Origin of the sequence: Mycetohabitans sp. B3 (assembly GCF_021498065.1) — a bacterium.
GTDB lineage: Bacteria > Pseudomonadota > Gammaproteobacteria > Burkholderiales > Burkholderiaceae > Mycetohabitans.
Window position 1 is genome coordinate 1 of record NZ_JAHLKN010000058.1, and the last position, 20,024, is coordinate 20,024.

16 protein-coding genes and 1 pseudogene are annotated in these 20,024 nt (G+C 60.2%); 5 read left to right on the forward strand and 12 right to left on the reverse strand.

Annotated elements, in window-relative coordinates; genetic code table 11:
• The coding region (locus KQH55_RS15220) for an AMP-binding protein (protein ID WP_235091562.1) at window positions 1-2,360 on the reverse strand (2,360 nt) is incomplete at its 3' end.
• Between the two features lie 886 nt (window positions 2,361-3,246).
• Window positions 3,247-3,813 carry a hypothetical protein gene (locus tag KQH55_RS15225; RefSeq protein WP_235091573.1) on the reverse strand — a complete coding sequence of 189 codons (567 nt, stop codon included), beginning with the start codon at window positions 3,811-3,813 and terminating at the stop codon, window positions 3,247-3,249.
• Window positions 3,814-3,918: 105 nt separating this feature from the next.
• Here KQH55_RS15225 and KQH55_RS15230 point away from each other — a divergent pair, with 105 nt between their 5' ends.
• On the forward strand, window positions 3,919-6,045 hold the full coding sequence (locus tag KQH55_RS15230) for a VTT domain-containing protein (RefSeq protein ID WP_235091563.1): 2,127 nt from the start codon (window positions 3,919-3,921) through the stop codon (window positions 6,043-6,045).
• 5 nt (window positions 6,046-6,050) lie between these two features.
• Window positions 6,051-6,866, forward strand: coding sequence for an endonuclease/exonuclease/phosphatase family protein (locus KQH55_RS15235; protein WP_235091564.1), 816 nt, complete (start codon window positions 6,051-6,053; stop codon window positions 6,864-6,866).
• 94 nt (window positions 6,867-6,960) lie between these two features.
• Here the strand turns inward: KQH55_RS15235 and KQH55_RS15240 are convergent, their stop codons facing one another.
• The 7 genes from KQH55_RS15240 to KQH55_RS15270 form a co-directional block, all read right to left on the reverse strand.
• Complete coding sequence (locus KQH55_RS15240; protein ID WP_076788393.1) at window positions 6,961-7,668, reverse strand: succinate dehydrogenase/fumarate reductase iron-sulfur subunit; 708 nt, start codon at window positions 7,666-7,668, stop codon at window positions 6,961-6,963.
• A 171-nt stretch (window positions 7,669-7,839) separates the two neighbouring features.
• Window positions 7,840-8,574, reverse strand: coding sequence for a 4'-phosphopantetheinyl transferase superfamily protein (locus KQH55_RS15245; protein WP_235091565.1), 735 nt, complete (start codon window positions 8,572-8,574; stop codon window positions 7,840-7,842).
• Between the two features lie 54 nt (window positions 8,575-8,628).
• Entirely contained in the window at window positions 8,629-9,582 is a 954-nt protein-coding gene (locus KQH55_RS15250; RefSeq protein ID WP_370643245.1) for a hydroxymethylglutaryl-CoA lyase, read from the reverse strand.
• A complete protein-coding gene (locus KQH55_RS15255) occupies window positions 9,579-11,597 on the reverse strand; it encodes an acetyl/propionyl/methylcrotonyl-CoA carboxylase subunit alpha (protein WP_235091566.1) in 2,019 nt (672 codons plus the stop codon). The genes KQH55_RS15250 and KQH55_RS15255 overlap by 4 nt, the downstream gene beginning before the upstream one ends.
• 73 nt (window positions 11,598-11,670) lie before the next feature.
• Entirely contained in the window at window positions 11,671-12,456 is a 786-nt protein-coding gene (locus KQH55_RS15260; RefSeq protein WP_235091567.1) for an enoyl-CoA hydratase/isomerase family protein, read from the reverse strand.
• Between the two features lie 44 nt (window positions 12,457-12,500).
• Window positions 12,501-14,108 carry a carboxyl transferase domain-containing protein gene (locus tag KQH55_RS15265; RefSeq protein WP_235091568.1) on the reverse strand — a complete coding sequence of 536 codons (1,608 nt, stop codon included), beginning with the start codon at window positions 14,106-14,108 and terminating at the stop codon, window positions 12,501-12,503.
• A 12-nt stretch (window positions 14,109-14,120) separates the two neighbouring features.
• Window positions 14,121-15,302 carry an isovaleryl-CoA dehydrogenase gene (locus tag KQH55_RS15270; protein WP_235091569.1) on the reverse strand — a complete coding sequence of 394 codons (1,182 nt, stop codon included), beginning with the start codon at window positions 15,300-15,302 and terminating at the stop codon, window positions 14,121-14,123.
• Between the two features lie 286 nt (window positions 15,303-15,588).
• On the opposite strand from KQH55_RS15270, the gene KQH55_RS15275 reads away from it, so the two are divergent.
• The 3 genes and pseudogenes from KQH55_RS15275 to KQH55_RS15280 form a co-directional block, all read left to right on the forward strand.
• Window positions 15,589-16,251 carry a TetR/AcrR family transcriptional regulator gene (locus tag KQH55_RS15275; protein ID WP_076794486.1) on the forward strand — a complete coding sequence of 221 codons (663 nt, stop codon included), beginning with the start codon at window positions 15,589-15,591 and terminating at the stop codon, window positions 16,249-16,251.
• A 246-nt stretch (window positions 16,252-16,497) separates the two neighbouring features.
• On the forward strand, window positions 16,498-16,623 hold the full coding sequence (locus KQH55_RS16580) for a hypothetical protein (protein WP_255763181.1): 126 nt from the start codon (window positions 16,498-16,500) through the stop codon (window positions 16,621-16,623).
• Between the two features lie 277 nt (window positions 16,624-16,900).
• Window positions 16,901-17,077 (forward strand): annotated as a pseudogene (locus KQH55_RS15280) (ISL3 family transposase); the annotation flags it as partial.
• Between the two features lie 97 nt (window positions 17,078-17,174).
• Here KQH55_RS15280 and KQH55_RS15285 read toward each other — a convergent pair.
• The 3 genes from KQH55_RS15285 to KQH55_RS15295 all read right to left on the reverse strand — a co-directional run.
• Complete coding sequence (locus KQH55_RS15285; RefSeq protein WP_235091570.1) at window positions 17,175-17,609, reverse strand: hypothetical protein; 435 nt, start codon at window positions 17,607-17,609, stop codon at window positions 17,175-17,177.
• A gap of 5 nt (window positions 17,610-17,614) precedes the next feature.
• On the reverse strand, window positions 17,615-18,661 hold the full coding sequence (locus KQH55_RS15290; protein ID WP_235091571.1) for a pyridoxal-dependent decarboxylase: 1,047 nt from the start codon (window positions 18,659-18,661) through the stop codon (window positions 17,615-17,617).
• Window positions 18,662-18,757: 96 nt separating this feature from the next.
• On the reverse strand, window positions 18,758-20,024 hold a 1,267-nt coding region (locus KQH55_RS15295; RefSeq protein WP_235091572.1), incomplete at its 5' end, for an alpha/beta fold hydrolase.

Here is a 20,024-nt window from a genome sequence, read left to right on the forward strand (position 1 = left end):
ACCGGCGCCGGACGCAAGCACGCGTCCAACACGTAGGCCGTGGCGTTATCCAGCGGCGTGCCGATCGGCATCGACGCTTGCGCTTGACACGGTGCCTCGATCAGATGGCACGTGGCAATGGTCGTCTCGGTCGGTCCATATCCGTTGATAAAGCGCAGGGTTGGACAGTGCTCAAGCACGCGCTGCGCCGCCGCGGCGGAGACAATATCGCCGCCCACCGTCAGCTGACGCACGCTGCGCAAATAGCTCAAGTCACCTTCGGCCATCACTTGAAACAGCCCTGCGCTCAACCATAGCGCGCCCACCTGATGCGCTCGGATGGTCTCTTGCAGCACATGCACGTCCAACTCGCCCGGCGGCACAATGACGGCCTGACCACCACAGAGCAGCGGCGTCCACAGCTCATATGCGGACACGTCAAAGGCGTGCGATGAATGCAGCAGCACGCGATCGCGCACGGCGGACAAGCGCCGGTCTAAGGCCATATAGCGCACCGTGCGATGCACAATGCCCACCCCTTTGGGTTGACCAGTCGAACCCGACGTGTACATCAAGTACGCCAGTTGCTCGGGTGAGCACGCCACCATAGGGTTATCGCTTGGCTCCTGAACGAGTGACGCATCAGCATCAACGGCAATGACATGCGCACTGAACGCATCGCAGCGCCCTTGCAATGGGCGATCCGTCAGCACGATGGGCGCGCGTGTTTCACTCAATAACGTGTGCAGCCGGCTATCAGGCCATTGCTCGTTCAGCGGCATATAGACGCCGCCGGCTTTAAGGATGGCCAGCGCTGTCACCACGCGCTCGGGCGAGCGTTGCATTAGCACGGCCACTGGCGTCTCCGCCACCACCCCCAACCGGATCAGCCGGTGGGCCAAACGGTTTGCCTGGGCATTCAGCTCCGCATAACTGAGGGTCTGGTCTACGCATACCAGCGCAGTCGCATCAGGGGTACGCTCGACTTGTTTTTCAAACAGCTCGTGCGGCGTTCCGTCAGGCACCGGTTGCGCAGTGGTGTTCCATTCGACAAGCAGGCGCTGCTGCTGCGCTGCATTAAGCCAGTCAACGTCGCTGACAGACTGATTAGGCTCAGCATGAAGCTCTTTTAGGAACGCTAAAAAACCATGTTGCGACTGGGTGAATTCATTTGCCGTGTCGAATGCGCGGTCCACATCAAGAGCAAACCGCAGCATAGGGCTATCGGGCTGAACATGGGCCACGACAAGAAGGCTCTCGATAGAGCCCGTGGCTAAAAGGTAGCTTGTTGACGGATACGAACCAAATAACAAATGGTTATCCACCATCCCAACGTCCAATAGGGAGCCAAACAACCGCTGAGTGGGTGCCAATCTCAATATTTGGCGTAAGGCATCAATCGGATAGCGTTGGTGCCGCAGTCCCTGATGGATTTTTTGTGCTACTTGGTCTTTTAGTGACGAGAGGGTTGTGCTTGGTCGAACAGTCAGCCGTATTGGCAGTACGTTAGATACCCTGCCAGGGACGCATCGATCCATACTTGAGCAAGCAGCAACCGGGACACCAAGTAGCACGTCCTGCGCCCCAGTTAGCCGGTGCAAATAGGCCGCCATGGCGGCAATAACGAGTTGGACTAACTCAATTGCAGAAAATTCAAATGTATCAATCCTCTGGCTATCGGACTGGGCAAGATCAGGAACATGGCGTAATTGATGATGAGCAGGGCTCGCAAGCTGGCTTGCCTGTATCATCGGTTCAGGCCAATTAGCGCAACGCTTGAGCCAATACGTTTCATCGCGTGCCCATTGTGCCGAATTGCGATATTGGGCATCCTTCTCTAACAATTGAGAGACGGACATGAAAGGGTAAGGAACAGGCTTGTCACCCTTACACATCGCGCTATACACATGTGCAATGCGTTGCGCGATAAGGTGCATACCCACGCCGTCCATCACGATAGAATGATAGCGTTGGTACCACAGCGTCTGATCTGAAGCGGTTTGCAGCAATGCATAATGGAACAGCGGTCCTTGTAAAATATTCAATGGCCGCTCATAATCAGCGCGTATCCATGCTTGAGCGGCAGCTTGCGAGTCCGCTTCCGCACTGAGGTCAACCCGCGATAGCGACCATGCTGGTGAACCCACATACTGTTGAATTCCTTCATCGGTCTGGACAAAATGCAAACGCAAACTATCTACTTCATTGATCACCTGCCGCAACGCCGCTTCAAACAAGGCTGGATCAACGGCCCCTTCGATGACTGTGTACTGACCAATGGTGGTATAGGCGCGGCTGTCTGGGTAGTGCTGCTGAGCAAGCCAGACTTCCGTTTGAGCAGTGGATAACGGATACGTAAGCGGCGTGACGCTAATAGACATAATTGGGCTCCAAATCAGACGGAAAGCAATCCGCTTACATAGCCGAATCAGTCAGCTAACCATCTGTTACTTTGCAATTTTTAGTAGTACAAACTTCCTAACAATCATCTTGCCTGCTTCTGCTTGTACCAATTGTCGGTCTTTCAAAGGGTAGCTCTACAGATGTGAGCAGATACCGTGCCACGATGAAAGGTCGGACGCAATCGTTGGCCAATATGACATTTCATGGGCATGCGGAACCAAGCCTAACGATCTATCGTAATACAACGTTGTAATGCCCATACCTAACCGGCTACAGTGGCTCACCGCTCTGCTTAGGCAGCCTGATGTTAAGCGTGGCATTCGCATGGAATCCGCAAAACCGCTTCCCTGCTTAAGGAATCAACTGAACTCGACAAAGCGCCACCCCCAATGGGGCGATGCAACATTGCAGACTAACAACTGAAACGTGGACAACTCAATGATACCTACACCCGTGCGAGCTATTGCCCGCACTTAAGACACCACCGCGTCACCTCTTGCAAAGCGGGTTCGAGGCAAGAAGGATAGGGAGAGAAGTGAGCATACCGCATAAGGACAATTTGCGCTGATGCTATATTGGGGTACTTCGTCATTACGTTCACTCCAGACATCGCCTGTATGAAACGGCAGTCACGACTGACGACGAATCATCCCATTTTTTGGCTAAACCGCACCGCGCACAAGGATAAAGCTCCATTCCCGTGGAATGCTTAACATGGGCAAAACCACTATATATCGTAATTTTGAGCGGTCAAAGCACTTTTCCTTTCTAAAAACCGACAAAATCTGAACAAAAAAGCATTTAAACAGCATGTCGCTGATGGCCAGAATATGGCAGCAAGCGAGAAATACGAAGATATTTATGTTATTCATATTTATAAAACGGCACATGAGTAAGTTCAATAAAATAATTATCCCAAAAATCAACTTTATACGATGTTTTGAGAAATAATAAAAAATTGCCGCGCTTACTGATCCAACCATAATCGGATTCTCCCCTGTACTCCCGGACACGGTTCACGCTAAAGTAGATGAATCGATCCTGCATCGGAACTCGCGTGGCGAGCGATATTTCAATGCGCCATACGGATGCTTTTCGTTGTAGTGCCCGAAGGCCATGACGAGAGGGCTCGATGACCAGCGGGTTACGGGGCAACCGGATCGTCTCGTCATCCAGTGTGGCACGCATGGCGCGGGTAAGCACACAGCAGCGTGATCGGCCAGCACGAATCCAATATACAGCCATGTGCGAGCGATTACTGTTGCGAGCATCGCCGTGCCAAACGCCGCGGCACCCGGCCCAATAAAGGTCATGCTCAACTGGCTCGAAGTTAGCACGCCGTTGCGCCGCTACGTCCACACGACGATCAGCGCGTCGTCCGAGTTTAAACCTCGTCACCATCACCGGCATTGCCGACATATTGTCGCGCATCCATGCTCCACCGACATATGGCTCACACGCCACCGGCACGCGGCTTGCTACGCGCGTCGATAGGGATGCCCTCCTGCGTCATATCCCGCGTTTAGAGGAACAACGTTGAACACTCGCTCGACCCATGGGCTGCTGGAAGTCGGCCGCAACTGCGACTCACTGTGCCATGCCGATCGCTTCAGCGTGCTGATCGACGCCGCCGTGTATTTTTCGGCGTTGCGCGAAGCCATCCGTGGCGCGCAGCATACTGTTTTCATCGTCGGCTGGGATATCAACAGTCGAATGAAGCTGGTACCGCAGGGCGCGGCGGACGGCTTCCCCGAGCCGCTTGGCGCTTTCCTGCAAGCCGTAGCGAGCGCCAACCGGCGGCTGCGGATTTACGTGTTGGCATGGGATTTCGCCATGATTTACGCGTTCGAACGAGAATGGATGCCTGTCTATCCGACCGGCTGGCGTTCGCATCGACGGATCCTGTTCCGGATGGATAACACACACCCACGCGGTGCTTCGCATCACCCAAAGTTCGTCGTCGTCGATGACCGGCTCGCGTTCGTCGGCGGGTTGGACTTGACCCGCGCGCGCTGGGACACGCCGGCGCATGCTGCAAACGATCCTTGGCGCCGCAACCCCGACGGCTCGCCGTACAACCCGTTCCATGATGTCCACACGGTCTTCGATGGCGAAGCCGCGCGTGCGATCGGCCAATTGGCACGAGGCCGCTGGCACCGCGCGTGCGGCAAGACGCTGGCGATCCGCGCCGAGCGCAACCTAAGCGGCACCGACCCATGGCCGTCGAGCGTGCCAGTGGACGTGCACGACGTCGTGCTCGGCATTGCGTTGACCGCGCCGCCTTACCGCAACGAGCTTGGCGTGCAGCACATCCGTACGCTCACCGTCGACATAATCGAAGCTACGCAGCACAATCTCTATATCGAGAATCAGTACTTGACCGCCGCTGTCGTGCGCGACGCGCTGAGCCGACGGCTCGAGGACCCGCACGCGCCCGACGTCGCGGTGGTCGTGCCACGCAACCACAGCGGCTGGCTGCAAGAAGCCACCATGGGCGCGCTGCGTGCGCGGCTACACCGCGCGCTCACGCAAGCCGATCGCCACGGACACTACCGGCTCTGGTACCCCCACATCGACGGGCTGCACACGGGGTGCCTGAACGTACACAGCAAGCTGATGATCAGTGACAACGAGCGGCTTTGCGTCGGTAGCGCGAACCTGAACAACCGCTCAATGGTGCTCGACACGGAATGTAACGTCGTATTGGACGCCAATGGCAGCGACCGCGTGCGTGCAATGATCGCGTCAATCCGAGACCGGCTACTCGCCGAACACCTGGATGTCTCGCCTGAAGCGGTGGCTGCCGCGCTGCAGCATCATGGTCGCTTAAACGGTGCGATCGACGCGTTGCGGCACGACGCACGCACGCTCACGCCACTGGATCCCACCATCCCACCCGAACTCGAAGCGTTGGTGCCGGTTAGCGCGTGGGCGGACCCGGAAGTCCCGATAGAACCGGACGCGCTGGTCCGGCAGTTCCTCGACGATGGTCAGGGCGCGCGCCCAGCGACCCGGCTGCTCCTTCTCGGGGCCTTCGCACTCGCATTAGCCACGTTAGCCGCGCTGTGGCGCTTCACTCCCGCCGGTCAGGCATTGAGCGTAGCCCATGTCGTGCATTGGGGCGAACGATTGGCCGCATTGCCGCTGACACCAGCGATCGTGCTGCTTGGCTACGTCGTCGCTTCGCTAGCGGCCGTGCCCATCACGCTGATCATTGTCGCCACTGGACTGGTTTTTGGCACATGGCCGGGCGCAGCATACGCGCTAGTTGGCACGATGCTGGCTGCGGCGGCCACCTACTACGTCGGCGTCGGGCTGGGCCGCGACGCGGTGCGCCGGCTCGCCGGCTCCCGCGCGAATCGCCTGAGCGAGCGCATCGGCAAGCGTGGTTTGCTGACCATCCTGGTGCTACGACTGGTGCCGGTCGCGCCGTTCTCGATCGTCAACCTAGTGGCCGGTGCGTCCCATATCGGGATACGCGAATTCCTGCTCGGCACGCTGCTCGGCATGGCCCCGGGCACGGTGCTGACCGTGACGTTCGCACACCAACTGGTCGCATCGATCCGGCATCCCGACGCGGGCTCGCTCGCGTTGCTCATCGGCATCGGCACCGCGCTGGTGGCGCTGTCGATTCTATTGCACAAGCTGCTAAAAAAATATTGACCACCATGCCCTACTCAGAACTGCGTATTGCGACCTACAACATCCATGGCGCTGTTGGCCGAGGGCGACAACGCTCAACGCAACGCATCGCTGACGTTATCGCCGAACTAGACGCCGACATCGTCGCCCTTCAGGAGGTCCCGTTGAACGGCGCCTCCAACACGCCCGGCGTGCTGGACGATTTGCGGCATGCCACCGGCATGGAGGCGGTGGCCGGGCCAACGCTGCAGACCGAGCGTGGAGACTACGGCAATGCGGTGCTGTCGCGGCTACCGATTCGCGCGGCACGCACACTGGACTTGTCGTTTACGCGACGCGAACCGCGCGGCGCGCTCGATGCGGACATCGAATATGCGGACGGCGTGCTGCGCGTAGTCGCGACGCACCTGGGGCTGTCGGCGATCGAGCGCAGCGCACAGGTGCGCACGCTGCTCGCCGCATTCGACAGCAGCGAGTTGCCGGTAATCCTGTTGGGCGACATCAACGAATGGTTTGTGCACGGCCGTGCATTGCGCGCGCTGGTCGGGCATTTTCGACGGGCGCCGGCGCCACGCACGTTTCCGGCACGCTGGCCGATCCTCTCGCTGGACCGCATCTGGGTCCATCCTGGGGAATGGCTGATCGATGTCCAAGTGCATCGTAGCGCGCTTGCGCGCGTCGCGTCTGATCATTTGCCGTTGATTGCGCGCATCCGCGCAAACGGCAATGGTACTCGTCCTCTCGAGGTGGCCGGCGGCGTCGCGGCCGTCACGGGCCTGCGAGACAGCGCGACGCGCACCGGTAAAGATTCGACCGGGGACATTCGTTCGCTACCGCGATAACATAGGCATGGGCTCGCAGTCGACAAAGTACTCTAACGCGGCGCGCCATCGCGGGGTGTGATATTGCGCACGGACGAGCCGTCCCCGGGGCCGGCTAAAGCGCACGGCGCGCCAGCATGGAGCGAATATGCCCTATAGCGGCCGCGGGATTCAAACCCTTTGGGCATACATCCGCACAGTTCATGATCGTCCGGCAGCGAAACAGTCGATACGGATCCTCCAAATTGTCTAGACGCTCGCCGGTGGCTTCGTCGCGCGAATCTACGATGAACCGGTACGCCTGCAAAAGGCCGGCCGGACCAACGAATTTGTCCGGATTCCACCAGTACGACGGGCACGCAGTCGAGCAGCACGCACAAAGGATGCACTCATACAACCCATCGAGTTGGTCACGCTCCTGCGGTGTCTGCAATCGCTCGCGCTCCGGCGGCGGCGTATCGTTGACCAGATAGGGCCGGACCGAGTGGTACTGGTTGAAAAAGCTGGTCATGTCCACGATCAGGTCACGCACGACTGGCAGACCGGGCAATGGCCTGAGCTGGATGTGCGCCGGTAGCGATTGCATATTCGTCAGACAGGCCAACCCGTTCACGCCATTGATGTTCATCGCATCCGAGCCACAGATCCCCTCGCGGCACGAGCGACGGTAGGCGAGCGTCTCATCGAGCGCCTTGAGCCGTCCCAGCACGTCGAGCAGCATCCGGTCTTCGGGCTGCGGCTCGATCTCGTAGCGTTGCATGCGGGGGCGCTCATCCCGGTCGGGATCGTAACGGAAGACATCGATGACGCGTCGCTGGGTCATGGCAACAAGCTCCGGAAAGTCGAGCAGTAGGAAAATGGGATAAGCAACAACCATTCCCATGCCGGCGCGGCGCTGCCGACTCCTGACGGCTGGTTCATCCGACCTCAAATGCGCAGCATTCAACGGCAAGGTCGCCGACGCGACGCTCGATGACGGCGGGTATCCGCGGCATCAGCCAGCAGTGGGGGCTTGGCGCGGACGTGCGCTGACGCTGCCGGGCGGCCCGAACGCGATACAGCCAGCATAGTCGGCAACATCGTTGATCCAGTGCAGTTGCAGCGCCGCGATATCCCCCCATGCGCCACTCGCCGGCGCATCCACGCGCTGCACGCCCTGGGCAAACGGATCCACCGACACCTGCTGCAAACCATACCCAATACCGACGCCCAGCGCCTTGAGCACGGCTTCCTTGGCCGTCCAGCAGCGGAAAAAACCTTGAGCGCCCCGCACGTGGCCCCCCTCGCGCAGCGCACGCTGCTCGGCGTCGGTGCACACCGTTCCGAGCAACGCCTGCCAGTCGAGCATACGGTTCATGCACTCGATGTCCACGCCCACGCAGCGCCTGTCCGATAGCGCAATCAACGCATGCTGGCCTGCATGCGTGACGTTAAACGACAATGTGTCGCCGTAGCCGTCGAGTTCCGGCCGTCCGAACAGCCCCGACGAAAAGCGCAGCGACAGCGGCACACCACCGATATGCCTGGCAAGCAACGTTCGCAGTACGGCACGCGTCGCGGCAAAGCGCAGCCGATCCTCGTCACGCCGATAGCGTAAGGCCTGTTGCTGTTCATCGGCGGACAACCACGCCTGCAGCCGGTTCCATGCAGTGGGAGCGAGTGGGATCCGCACGTGCCACAGCATCACGTCATCGGGCCAGCACCCGCCGGGGTGCAGCAGGGTTGTCATCGTAATGTGTGTGGCGTCCTCGTTCATCGCTCGTGTGGGGGTTCTGAGGTTAATCTACGCTGCGTTGGCAAGCAGTGCCCTGCCGGCGCGCGCGCCGTTGGGCTTACCCATCGCACGGCTGATGAAGTCGCCCGCCGCAACGACTGCGTTTAGGTCAACGCCTGTCTCGATTCCAAGTCCGTGAAGCAGGTACAACACGTCTTCCGTGGCCACGTTGCCCGTCGCGCCTTTAGCGTAGGGGCAGCCACCGAGGCCCGCGACCGACGAATGAAAGATGGCGATACCAGCCTGCAGTCCCGCATAGATGTTCGCCAGTGCTTGTCCATAAGTATCGTGGAAGTGTCCGGCAATACGCTCGAGCGGAAAGACATGTGATACGGCCTCGGCCACCTCCAGCACACGGTTTGCAGTACCTACGCCGATGGTGTCAGCGATGTCAATTTCATCGCATCCAAGATCGCGCATCCGGGTCACCACATCGACCACGGCATCGAGCGCGACGTCCCCTTGGTACGGGCAGCCGAAGGCGCACGAGATGCTGCCGCGCAACCGCAGTCCGGCCTCTTTGGCGACCTTCGCGACAGGGGTGAACCGCGCAAGGGATTCAGCGATCGAGCAATTAATATTGTGTTGCGAAAACGCTTCGCTGGCCGCACCAAAAATAACCACCTCATCGAGCCGTGCGGCCAGCGCGACCTCGAGACCTTTCATGTTGGGCGTCAACGCCGAATACAGCGTACCCGCCCGCCGTTGGATGCGGGCCATCACGTCAGCGCCGTCGGCCATTTGCGGCACCCATGTCGGTGACACGAATGACGCCGCCTCGATGTTTGTGAAACCGGCTGCGCTCAGCCGGTCGATCAGTTCCACCTTAACGTCGGTCGATACCTGCGATTTTTCCGCTTGCAGACCATCGCGGGGCCCCACTTCGACGATCTTCACCCGGCCGGGCAAACTGGGCATGTTGCGGCGGCACGCGGCCGCCAAACCGCTCCGTCCCTCCGTCATGCTGTCACCTCCAGAGTCAATAGCTGTGCGCCGTCGGCCACCTGGTCACCGGCCGCGTACAAGATCTGCTCGATCTTGCCGGCCGCCGGCGCCGCAATCGTGTGCTCCATCTTCATTGCCTCCAGTACGATCAGGGGCGTGCCCTTGTTGACCCGTGCGCCGGGTTCGACCAGCACCGCAATCACTTTGCCGGGCATCGGCGCGGTCAGCCGCCCCTCGTCGTGCTCGGCATCCGCCGCGTGGGCCAGTAAATTTTTCCATTCGAACGCAAACGCGTCGCCGCGCGAGAAAACATGGAAGGTATCGCGGTCAACGAATACGCGTCCGGTGATGCGCTGTACGCCGAGCGTCATACCCCATTCATGCGCGCCGTCGCCGCCCCACCACGCGAACGGCAAGGCTTTGCCGCTCAGCTCCAGCACCGCGCCATTCGAATCACACTGGAAACGCACCGCGATCGTCGCATCGTCTGCGCGCTCGACATCGCGCCATTCGATGACCTGCGTGTAGTGGCCATTTAAGCGCCAATGCGACAGGGCGGTCCAAGGCGACGTATCCCGCTCACGCGCCAGCAGCGCGGCGCTGGCAAGCGCAAGGGCTTCGCCAACCGGCTTTTCCCGGCGCGCAAACAATACCGCATGATGGCGCTCGATCAGGCCCGTGTCGAGATCGGCATGCGTGAACGGCTCGCTGGTCGAGATTCGATGCAGGAATTCGATATTCGTATGCGGACCGACGATCTCAAACTCGCGCAGCGCGCGTGACAACCGCGCCAGCGCGTCGCCGCGGTCCGTGCCGTGCACGATCAGCTTGGCGATCATCGGATCATAGTGCGGCGTGATTGTATCGCCTTGCCGCACCCCGCTGTCAATGCGCACTGGCGCACGCGATGCCGGGCTGCCCTGTGCGCCGAGCCTGAACTCGACGGCGTCTGGCATCCGCAGATGCAACAGGGTACCGGTCGACGGCAGGAAGTCGCGCGCCGGGTTCTCCGCGTAGATCCGCGCCTCGATCGCATGGCCACTCACGTGCAGCTCGTGTTGTTGCAACGGCAGCTTTTCGCCGGCGGCGACGCGCAGTTGCCACTCGACTAGATCCAGTCCCGTCACCATCTCGGTGACGGGATGCTCAACCTGTAGACGCGTGTTCATCTCCATGAAATAGAACTCGCCGCCCTGCGTCATGATGAATTCAACGGTACCGGCGCCAACATAGTCGACCGCGCGGGCCGCAGCAACCGCCGCCTTCCCCATAGCGCGACGCTTATCGTCTGACAAGCCGGGCGCCGGCGCCTCCTCGAGCACCTTTTGGTAACGCCGCTGCACCGAGCAATCGCGGTCAAACAAATACACGGCGTTGCGATGCTGATCCGCAAAGATCTGCACTTCGACATGGCGCGGACGCACCAGGTACTTTTCGATCAGCACGCAATCGTTGCCGAAACTGCTTGCCGCCTCGCGCTGGCACGAAGTCAGCGCGGCGGCGAATTCCTCGCGCCGCTCGACAACCCGCATGCCCTTGCCGCCACCGCCCGCGCTGGCCTTGAGCAATACCGGATAGCCGATCGCATCTGCTTCGCGCTGCAATCGTGCCCAGTCCTGATCTTCGCCGTGATAGCCCGGCACCAGCGGCACAGCAGCGGCCTGCATCAGCGTCTTAGCCGCTGCCTTCAAGCCCATCGTAGCAATCGCATTGACCGGCGGCCCGATAAATGCGATGCCGGCCGCCGTGCAAGCCTGCGCAAATGCTTCGTTTTCCGACAAAAAGCCATAGCCTGGGTGGACCGCCTGCACGCCGGTGCGTTGGGCAGCATCAATGATCTGCTCGATGCGTAAGTAACTTTCGGCCGTCGGCGCTGCGCCGATATGGACTGCCTCGTCACAAATACTGACGTGCTTGGCCTTCGCATCGGCATCCGAATAGACCGCCACGCTGTGGATACCCAGGCGGCGGCACGTCACAGCCACACGGCAGGCAATTTCACCGCGATTGGCAATCAGTATCTTCTTGAACATGGCGTACTATCCCGTTGAACCGCGCTGGCGGCACACCGCAATGGCCCGCGGCCAAACTAACGCGCGACCCGTTTCAGATGCACCACCCCGGCGCGCGCTTCTCGAGAAACGACGTCACTCCTTCGCGGCCCTCCGCTGAGGCCCGCACGCGTGCGATCCGCTCGGCGCTCTCAGCTATCAACTCGTCGGTCAATGGCCTGCCGGCGACGTCCTGCACCAGCCGCTTGGATGCGGCAACCGCACCGGGACCATTGGCCCTAAGCGCATCGGCCAGCCGGCGCACCGTCTCGTCCAGCGCGACTTGCGGCACGAGTTTGCTGACCAGCCCGAGCCGCAACGCGGTCACGCCGTCGAACGGCTCGGCGGTCGTGAAATAGCGCCGCGCCGCACGCTCGCCCATCGCGCGAATCACATAGGGCGCAATCGTCGCCGGGATCAGGCCGAGCCGCACCTCGGACAGGCAAAAATGTGCTTCTTCCTGCGCGACAACCATGTCCGCGGCCGATATCAATCCCATTCCGCCGGCGTAGACATCGCCATTGACGCGTGCCACCACGGGCTTGGGACAGCGGTCAATCGTTGCCAGCATTCGCGCGAGCGCGCGCGCATCAGCACGGTTCTCGTCGTCCGAGTAGCCGGCCATCTTGCGCATCCAGTTCAGATCGGCGCCCGCACAGAACGCCACCCCATTGGCAGCGAGCACGATCGCGCGGATTTCGCGGTGTTGGCCCAGCATGTCGAATGCCGACGTCAGCTCGGCAATCATCGTTTCGTTGAATGCATTGCGCACCTGCGGCCGGTTCAACGTCACAGTCGCCAGCGTATCCTCGCAATCGAGTGTCAAGGTGTCGTATTGCATTGCTTCGTCTCCTCGCATCCGCTGAACATGGGAGCCGCCAGCGCCTACATGCGGAACACGCCAAAGCGCGTCTCGCCGATCGGCGCATTCATCGCGGCCGACAAGCCTAGGCCGAGCACATCGCGGGTCTGCGCCGGATCGATGACGCCATCATCCCACAAGCGGGCGCTCGCGTAGTAGGGGTGGCCCTGATGCTCGTATTGCTCACGGATGGATGCTTTAAAAGCTTCTTCGTCCTCGGCGGACCAGGTCCCGCCCTTCGCCTCGATGCCGTCGCGGCGTACCGTGGCCAGCACGGAGGCTGCCTGCTCAGCGCCCATGACGGAGATTCGCGCATTCGGCCACATCCATAGCATCCGCGGCGAGTACGCGCGGCCGCACATCCCGTAGTTACCGGCACCGAACGAGCCGCCGATGATCACCGTCAACTTGGGCACCTGCGCAGTCGCAACCGCGGTGACCATCTTTGCGCCGTGACGGGCAATTCCTTCGTTCTCGTACTTGCGTCCGACCATGAAGCCGGTGATGTTCTGCAGGAAAATCAACGGAACCTTGCGCTGGCAGCACAACTCGATGAAGTGCGCCCCCTTGAGCGCTGATTCAGAAAACAGAATACCGTTGTTGGCGACGATGCCGACAGGATGACCCCACAGGTGCGCAAACCCGGTCACCAGTGTCGTACCGTAGCGCGCCTTGAACTCATTGAACTGCGAATCATCGACAAGGCGCGCGATCACCTCGCGCACGTCGAACGGCTTGCGCGTGTCGGTTGGGATCACACCATATAACTCGCGCGCGTCGTAGCGGGGCGGCTTCGGCTCACGCAGTGCAAGCGGCTGCGGTTTGACTCGGTTCAGGTTGCTCACGATGTGCCGCGCGATCGCGAGCGCATGGGCATCGTTTTGCGCAAGATGATCGGCGACGCCGGACAGCCGGGTGTGCACGTCACCGCCCCCTAGGTCCTCGGCCGTGACGACCTCGCCGGTCGCGGCCCTCACCAGCGGCGGGCCACCGAGGAAAATCGTGCCTTGATCCTTTACGATGATCGACTCGTCGCTCATGGCGGGAACATAAGCGCCGCCAGCGGTACACGACCCCATCACCACGGCAATCTGCGCAATGCCTTGCGCGGACAGGTTCGCCTGGTTGTAGAAGATGCGGCCGAAGTGATCCCGATCCGGGAATACCTCGTCTTGGTTCGGCAGGTTGGCCCCACCTGAGTCAACCAGGTAGAGACACGGCAGCCGGTTTTCCTGGGCGATCTCCTGTGCGCGTACATGCTTCTTTACGGTCATCGGGTAGTAAGTGCCGCCCTTGACCATTGGGTCATTGCACACAATCACGCACTCCTGCGCGGCAATGCGGCCGATGCCGGTGATGATGCCCGCGCCCGGCGCATCGCCGCCATACATGCCGTATGCGGCCAGCTGCGACAGCTCCAGGAACGGCGTGCCGGGATCGAGCAATTGCGCGATCCGCTCGCGCGGCAACAGCTTGCCGCGGGCCACGTGCTTGTCCCGGGCCGCTTGGCCGCCGCCCTGCGCGAGCGCGGCGATCTTCTCGCGCAGGTCGGCGACCAGCGCCTGCTGCGCTGCCTCGTTCGCACGGAATTCGCCGGAACGCAGATTCAGCTTGGTTTCGAGTACGGGCATCGTTGGCATCCCTCACATCGTCTCGGCAAACAGTTCCCGGCCAATCAGCATCCGGCGGATCTCGCTGGTACCGGCGCCGATCTCATACAGCTTCGCGTCGCGCCACAGGCGGCCAACTGGGAACGCGTTGATGTAGCCGTTGCCACCCAAAATCTGGATCGCTTCGCCGGCCATCCACGTCGCCTTCTCCGCCGTGTACAAGATCACGCCGGCGCAATCCTTGCGCACCTGGCGCACGTGCTCGCTCCCGAGCTTGTCCAACTGGCCGCCGATCGCGTACAGGTACGCTCGACAAGCCTGCAACGTCGTGTACATGTCCGCGACCTTGCCCTGGATCAATTGAAACTCGCCGATCGGTTGGCCGAACTGCTTGCGATCGTGGATATACGGCACGACCGCGTCCATACAGGCGAGCATGATGCCGGTCGGGCCGCCGGCAAGCACCGCTCGCTCGTAGTCGAGGCCGCTCATCAGCACCTTCACGCCGCCGCCAACCTGGCCCAGTACGTTCTCGTGCGGCACCTCGACGTCCTCAAACACGAGTTCCCCGGTGTGAGAGCCACGCATGCCGAGCTTGTCCAGCTTTTGCGCGACCGAGAAACCCTTCATGCCTTTTTCGACGATGAACGCCGTCATCCCGCGTGCACCGGCCTCCAGGTCCGTCTTGCAGTACACCACCAGCGTGTCGCAGTCCGGGCCGTTTGTGATCCACATCTTGGTACCGTTGAGCACGTATCGATCACCCTTTTTGTCGGCACGCAAGCGCATACTGACCACGTCCGAGCCGGCATTCGGCTCGCTCATCGCCAACGCGCCCACGTGCTCACCGGACACCAGCTTGGGCAAGTACTTACGCTTCTGCGCCTCATTGCCATTGAGGTGAATTTGGTTCACGCATAGGTTCGAGTGCGCGCCATACGACAGGCCGATCGAGGCGCACGCACGCGAAATCTCCTCCATCGCCACCATATGAGCGAGGTAACCCATGTTGGCGCCGCCATATTCGTCGGATACCGTCATGCCGAGCACGCCAAGGTCGCCGAATTTTTTCCACAGGTCCATTGGGAACTGATCGGTGCGATCGACGTCGGCCGCGCGCGGCGCGATTTCCTTCTCGGCAAAATGGGCGACGCTCTGGCGAAGCATCTCGATGTCCTCGCCGAGCGAAAATTGCAATCCGGGAATGTAGCTCATCTCTCTGCTCCGAACGGCGCACGACGCGCCAGTGACGTCCGCCCGTGCGCCATCAACGGCACCTTGGCATAGAATTGAGCAATGCTCATCTACCAGAAAGTCCAGCGTCGATCGAGTATCTGATGCAATTCTCATCCATTCTGGCGCTTGACGTAAAGGTTTTTTGAGTGATGCTCACATCACAATCGATTCCACCACTGTCATGAACGACTCGATCGTCGCGCTCACGGCCCCCGCTTCTGGCAAGCCCCCGTCGCCACGGAGCGCCACCACACGCCGGGTGCCAATGAGCGCCAAATCACAGCAACGCGTCAGACAGATTCTGAGCGTGGGCCGCGACGTATTTTCCGAACGCGGCTACGAACATGCGACGACCGCCGAGATCGCCCAGCGCGTGGGGATTGCCGAGGCGACGGTATTCAGCTATTTCTCCAGCAAGCGTGAGTTGTGCGCACGCGTGATCAGCGATTGGTACGACGAGATCATTGACGCGATCGAGCGCGGGTTACCGCGCGACGGCTCGGTGCGGCAGCAATTCGCGTTCATCGTGCGCACGCACTTGCGGTTGATGCTGCTCAACGGCACCGGGCTATGTTCACTGGTGCTATCCGAGGGCCGCACCAAGCACCACGAATTGAGCGAAACGTTCGTGCATTTGCAACGCCGCTATACGAAGCCGCTAATGGAGGTGCTGGCCCACGGCCAGCAGCTGGGGCAGATCCGGCGTGACGTGCCGCTGCGCCTGTTGCGCTCGATGATCTTCGGTCCGATGGAGCACGTATTATGGGATGCGGCACTGACCAAGCGGGCTGCGGATATCGAGGCAACCGCCGAGCAACTGGTCGACATGCTATGGAGCGCACTGCAGCCGAGCCACACGGAATGGGCTGCATTGGTGCAATTCCGCAACGACGTCGAGCAGGCGCTGGGACGCCTACCGGTACGCTGACGTCCCGATATATTCGTAGGCGGCTCGCTCGCACGCAAGCCGAATGGGTCTTACCAGCCATATGTCGTAATCGCCGCTGCAGCGACGGGGCATTGCTGGTCAACCAGTTTTTCCGCTTACCGTACGCTTCCCTACTCGAGACGCCGCGATCGAACATGCGCGACAATGGGCGATGGATTGGATCAACCGCGGCGAACCGGCGGTGTAGCGGCCTGGCCGGCCCTGCGCCCTGACCGCCCGAACCACATGGCCGATATCAAACCCAGCTACGACTCGACGCACCCGCACTGGAATCTCGATAGCGTCGTCACCGAGCTTCGCACGTCGCGTGAAGGCAAGCCACCGCACCCGGCACCCGAAAGGGCTGCGTGAACTGCCGTCGTGCACGGCGATGGCGCAAGTGATCGCGAAGGTGTGGTTACCTGCGTCGGCGTCGTGCCGGATTCGCTACATTGCGCGACGTGCTGCTGCGCTTCGCGCATTCGGCTTAAGAGCTCCAGCGGATCGAGCGCTCGAAACTGAGCACGTAGCCTGCGTTTGATTGCCCGCGGCACCGACGCCGAACGCAGCACGCGCTCAAGCGGCGTCAAGGATGCTTCATACCGCTTCGTGACCCTCGCGCCATGACGTGTCTTCGATTCCAGCTTTGCAGCGGTTTGCAGCAGGCATTGGCCACGACTACGATGCCGTACACGCTGCCCTACTCACACTCTACAGCAACGGTATCGTCGAGGGCCATGTCAATCGGCTCAAGTTCCTCAAGCGCCAGATGTATGGCCGCGCCGGCTTCCAACTGCTTCGTACACGTGTGTTGAATCAGTACTGACTTGTGACGTGAAACTTCACACAAAGTGGGGAAGAGCCCACAAACCGAACCAGCCACCCGGTTTCTGTTTAACGAGCTAGCATGCGCGCCTTAACCGCTAGCTAGGCGAGCTCACGCTTGCCAGCATGCGCTGCTCGGCCAGAATGTCGTCTAACATCGCGCGCGTGGTCGTCGGGTTCGCGAGGACCACGCGAAATACGACGATTGCCCTGCCCTGCCACCGCTCGGAGGTGATGCGTGTTCTGGACACAAACGAGCGGCCTGCGTCACGCTGCATTTCCTGTATGCTAACAGTCAGCGCATCAAGCGCCTCTTGAATAGCGGGCTGCAATGACACGGACCCGTTGGTTAATGCCTCGCGCACCCGCTCCGGCACGTAACGATAAGTCAAGATGCAAAGCTGCGGCGCGATGACAAGCTCAAAACCCCGCTGACGTTCGATCAGCGACGCGAAATATTGCGCATTGTCGATACTCAGATCGATTAGTCGTGCGTACCCCCGGCGTCCTACTGGCGGATCTCGGCCGTCCACGTCGGCTATCTGAACAGTACCACGCCCGCTCCTATTGGTACATACAGTTGCTTGTGCGCGTCAATGACAATTGAATCGGCGCGCTCTATACTGGCCAATCGATGCCGGTGACGCGCCGACATCAAGCTTGCACCACCCCAGGCTGCGTCGACGTGAAAATGGCAGTTGGCCTCGCGCGCCACATCGGCGAGCGCATCGATAGCGCCCGTCTCGGTAGTTCCCGCCATGCCCACGATCGCCATCGGACAAATATTGCGGCGTTGCAGGTCGCGCACGGCCGCGCGCACTGCGTCAATGCGGATTCGATCCGCTGCATCCACAGGAATCCGGACCAGGTGATCGCAACCGATCCCAAGCACATCCGCGGCCTTGCGCAGCGAATAATGCCCGCGCTCCGATACAAGAATAGCGAGCCCATCGTAGCCGTAATGGCGAAGCACCTGCATGAGCCCGACGCGGTTGACCCCGGCGAAGCCGGCCCGGGGGCGCAGTAGATTATTGCGGCTCGCCCATAGTGCGGTGAAATTGGCCACCGTGCCACCCGAGCAGAATCCACCGAGCGCATACTCGCCGCTATGCAGCCATCTTCGATAAAATGCATCGTCCTGACCAAAAACCAGCTTGTGCAGCATCCCGATGACCTGGCGCTCAAGCGCCGTCATCGCAGCAGAGGTTTCTAGCTTCACGACATTTTGGTTCAGCGCGGTCAGCACCTTCGCGAGCGACGGTAAAAACGACGGCAACGACGAAGTCATGTGCCCAACGAAGGTTGGCGACGCGACCGGCATGACGCGACTGAACACGTCGTCGAGCAAATGTGCGGCGTGTGCGTCAGGCAAAGCCGCTGTCTCGGGGAGATCGACCATCGAAAACGTCGTTTCGACATCGGGATGCACACCGCCCGGCTTGAACCGGTTACTTGCAAAAAACGTGGCTGGGTGCTGCGCGATCAGCTGCTCAAGCCACACGAATTCGCCGCGGTCCGCGTCGAACCATTGCAACACATCGTTCAACTCGCATGCTGCACTCTCGTTATCGGGCAGGCTAACCACGACCACTATCAGTTAGCGCGATCGAATCTGCGTTTAAGGGTGTTGAGTGTTTCTGCACTGTAAAGTTTATCGTACCGCATTCGTCTGTCCTTAAGCTTATTGATTCTCCAATTCATTTAGCTTGCGGGCTAGGATGGGACCAATGATAGCCATCGGTTCCAGCTTGAGCATTGCTCCATGACTGCAGTGAACATTGCAAACTTCGATATTCCCGCACACATAAGGGTTCCACGCATCGGGTGAGACAAGCGTTTCATCTTCAGCTTCCGCTACTGTGGCTCGAAACAATAGCACATCACCGCCATACTGCGATGGAGAATAATCTCTTACGATACGCCCATTATTCTTTGCAATTTCCTCGGTTTTTTCCAATAGATGCTCATCCATCGCCGACACTAACTCATTGCCATAGTGGTAGGCCAACACATCTCTAACCATCGCCTGGTCAAGTTGATTTTCCTTCTCTTTAAAAGCTTTGCCCGCAAAAGGGGTACTATCTAGTAATGTCAGCAATGTCACTTTTTCACCTTGATGCTCGAGTCGAACAGCCATGCTATGCGCCACTATGCCACCAAAGCTCCATCCTAGGAGGCAGTAAGGCCCTTGGGGCTGAACACGGCGCATTTGCCCAAGATAGTCTGACACCATCTCATCAAGAGTAGAAGCAAGCGGGCTTGTTCCATCGAACCCACGAGCTTGCAAGCCATAGAGTGGCTGATCGGGGTGAAGGTAATTGGACAGACCCATATAGCTCCAGCTCAAACCAAATCCGGGATGAATGCAGAAAATAACAGGACGGCTGCCTGTCGGCTTAAGAGGAAGTAGAACGGAAAACGAGTTCTCTTGACTCCCATCGCGCTTAACGAAATGATGTGCTAAGCCCGCGAGGGTGGGTGCCTCAAACAGCGTGCGAATAGCAAGGTCAACCCCTAACGCTGTACGTACACGACTGATCAGGCGCATGGCGAGCAGCGAGTGGCCCCCGAGCGCAAAGAAGCTGTCGTGCCGACCCACACGTTCGACACCCAATAGCTCGGCCCAGATCGCCGAAAGCGTCGTCTCGAGCTCGCCTTGCGGTGCTTCATACGCTTGATGCGCCAGCGCGGCGTCATCCGGTGCGGGCAGTGCACGCCGATCGAGCTTGCCGTTCGGTGTCAGCGGCCACGCATCGAGCCGCACAAACGCATTGGGCACCATATACTCGGGCAGCCTCGCCGCCACCTGTGCACGCAGTGTGCTCGCCAGTGGCTCCTCCGCTTCGGCCTGCACATACGCCACCAGCCGCTTATCCGAGCCCTCACCGGTTGCCAGCACCACCGCATCACGCACCTGCGGATGCGCCATTAAGCACGCTTCGATCTCA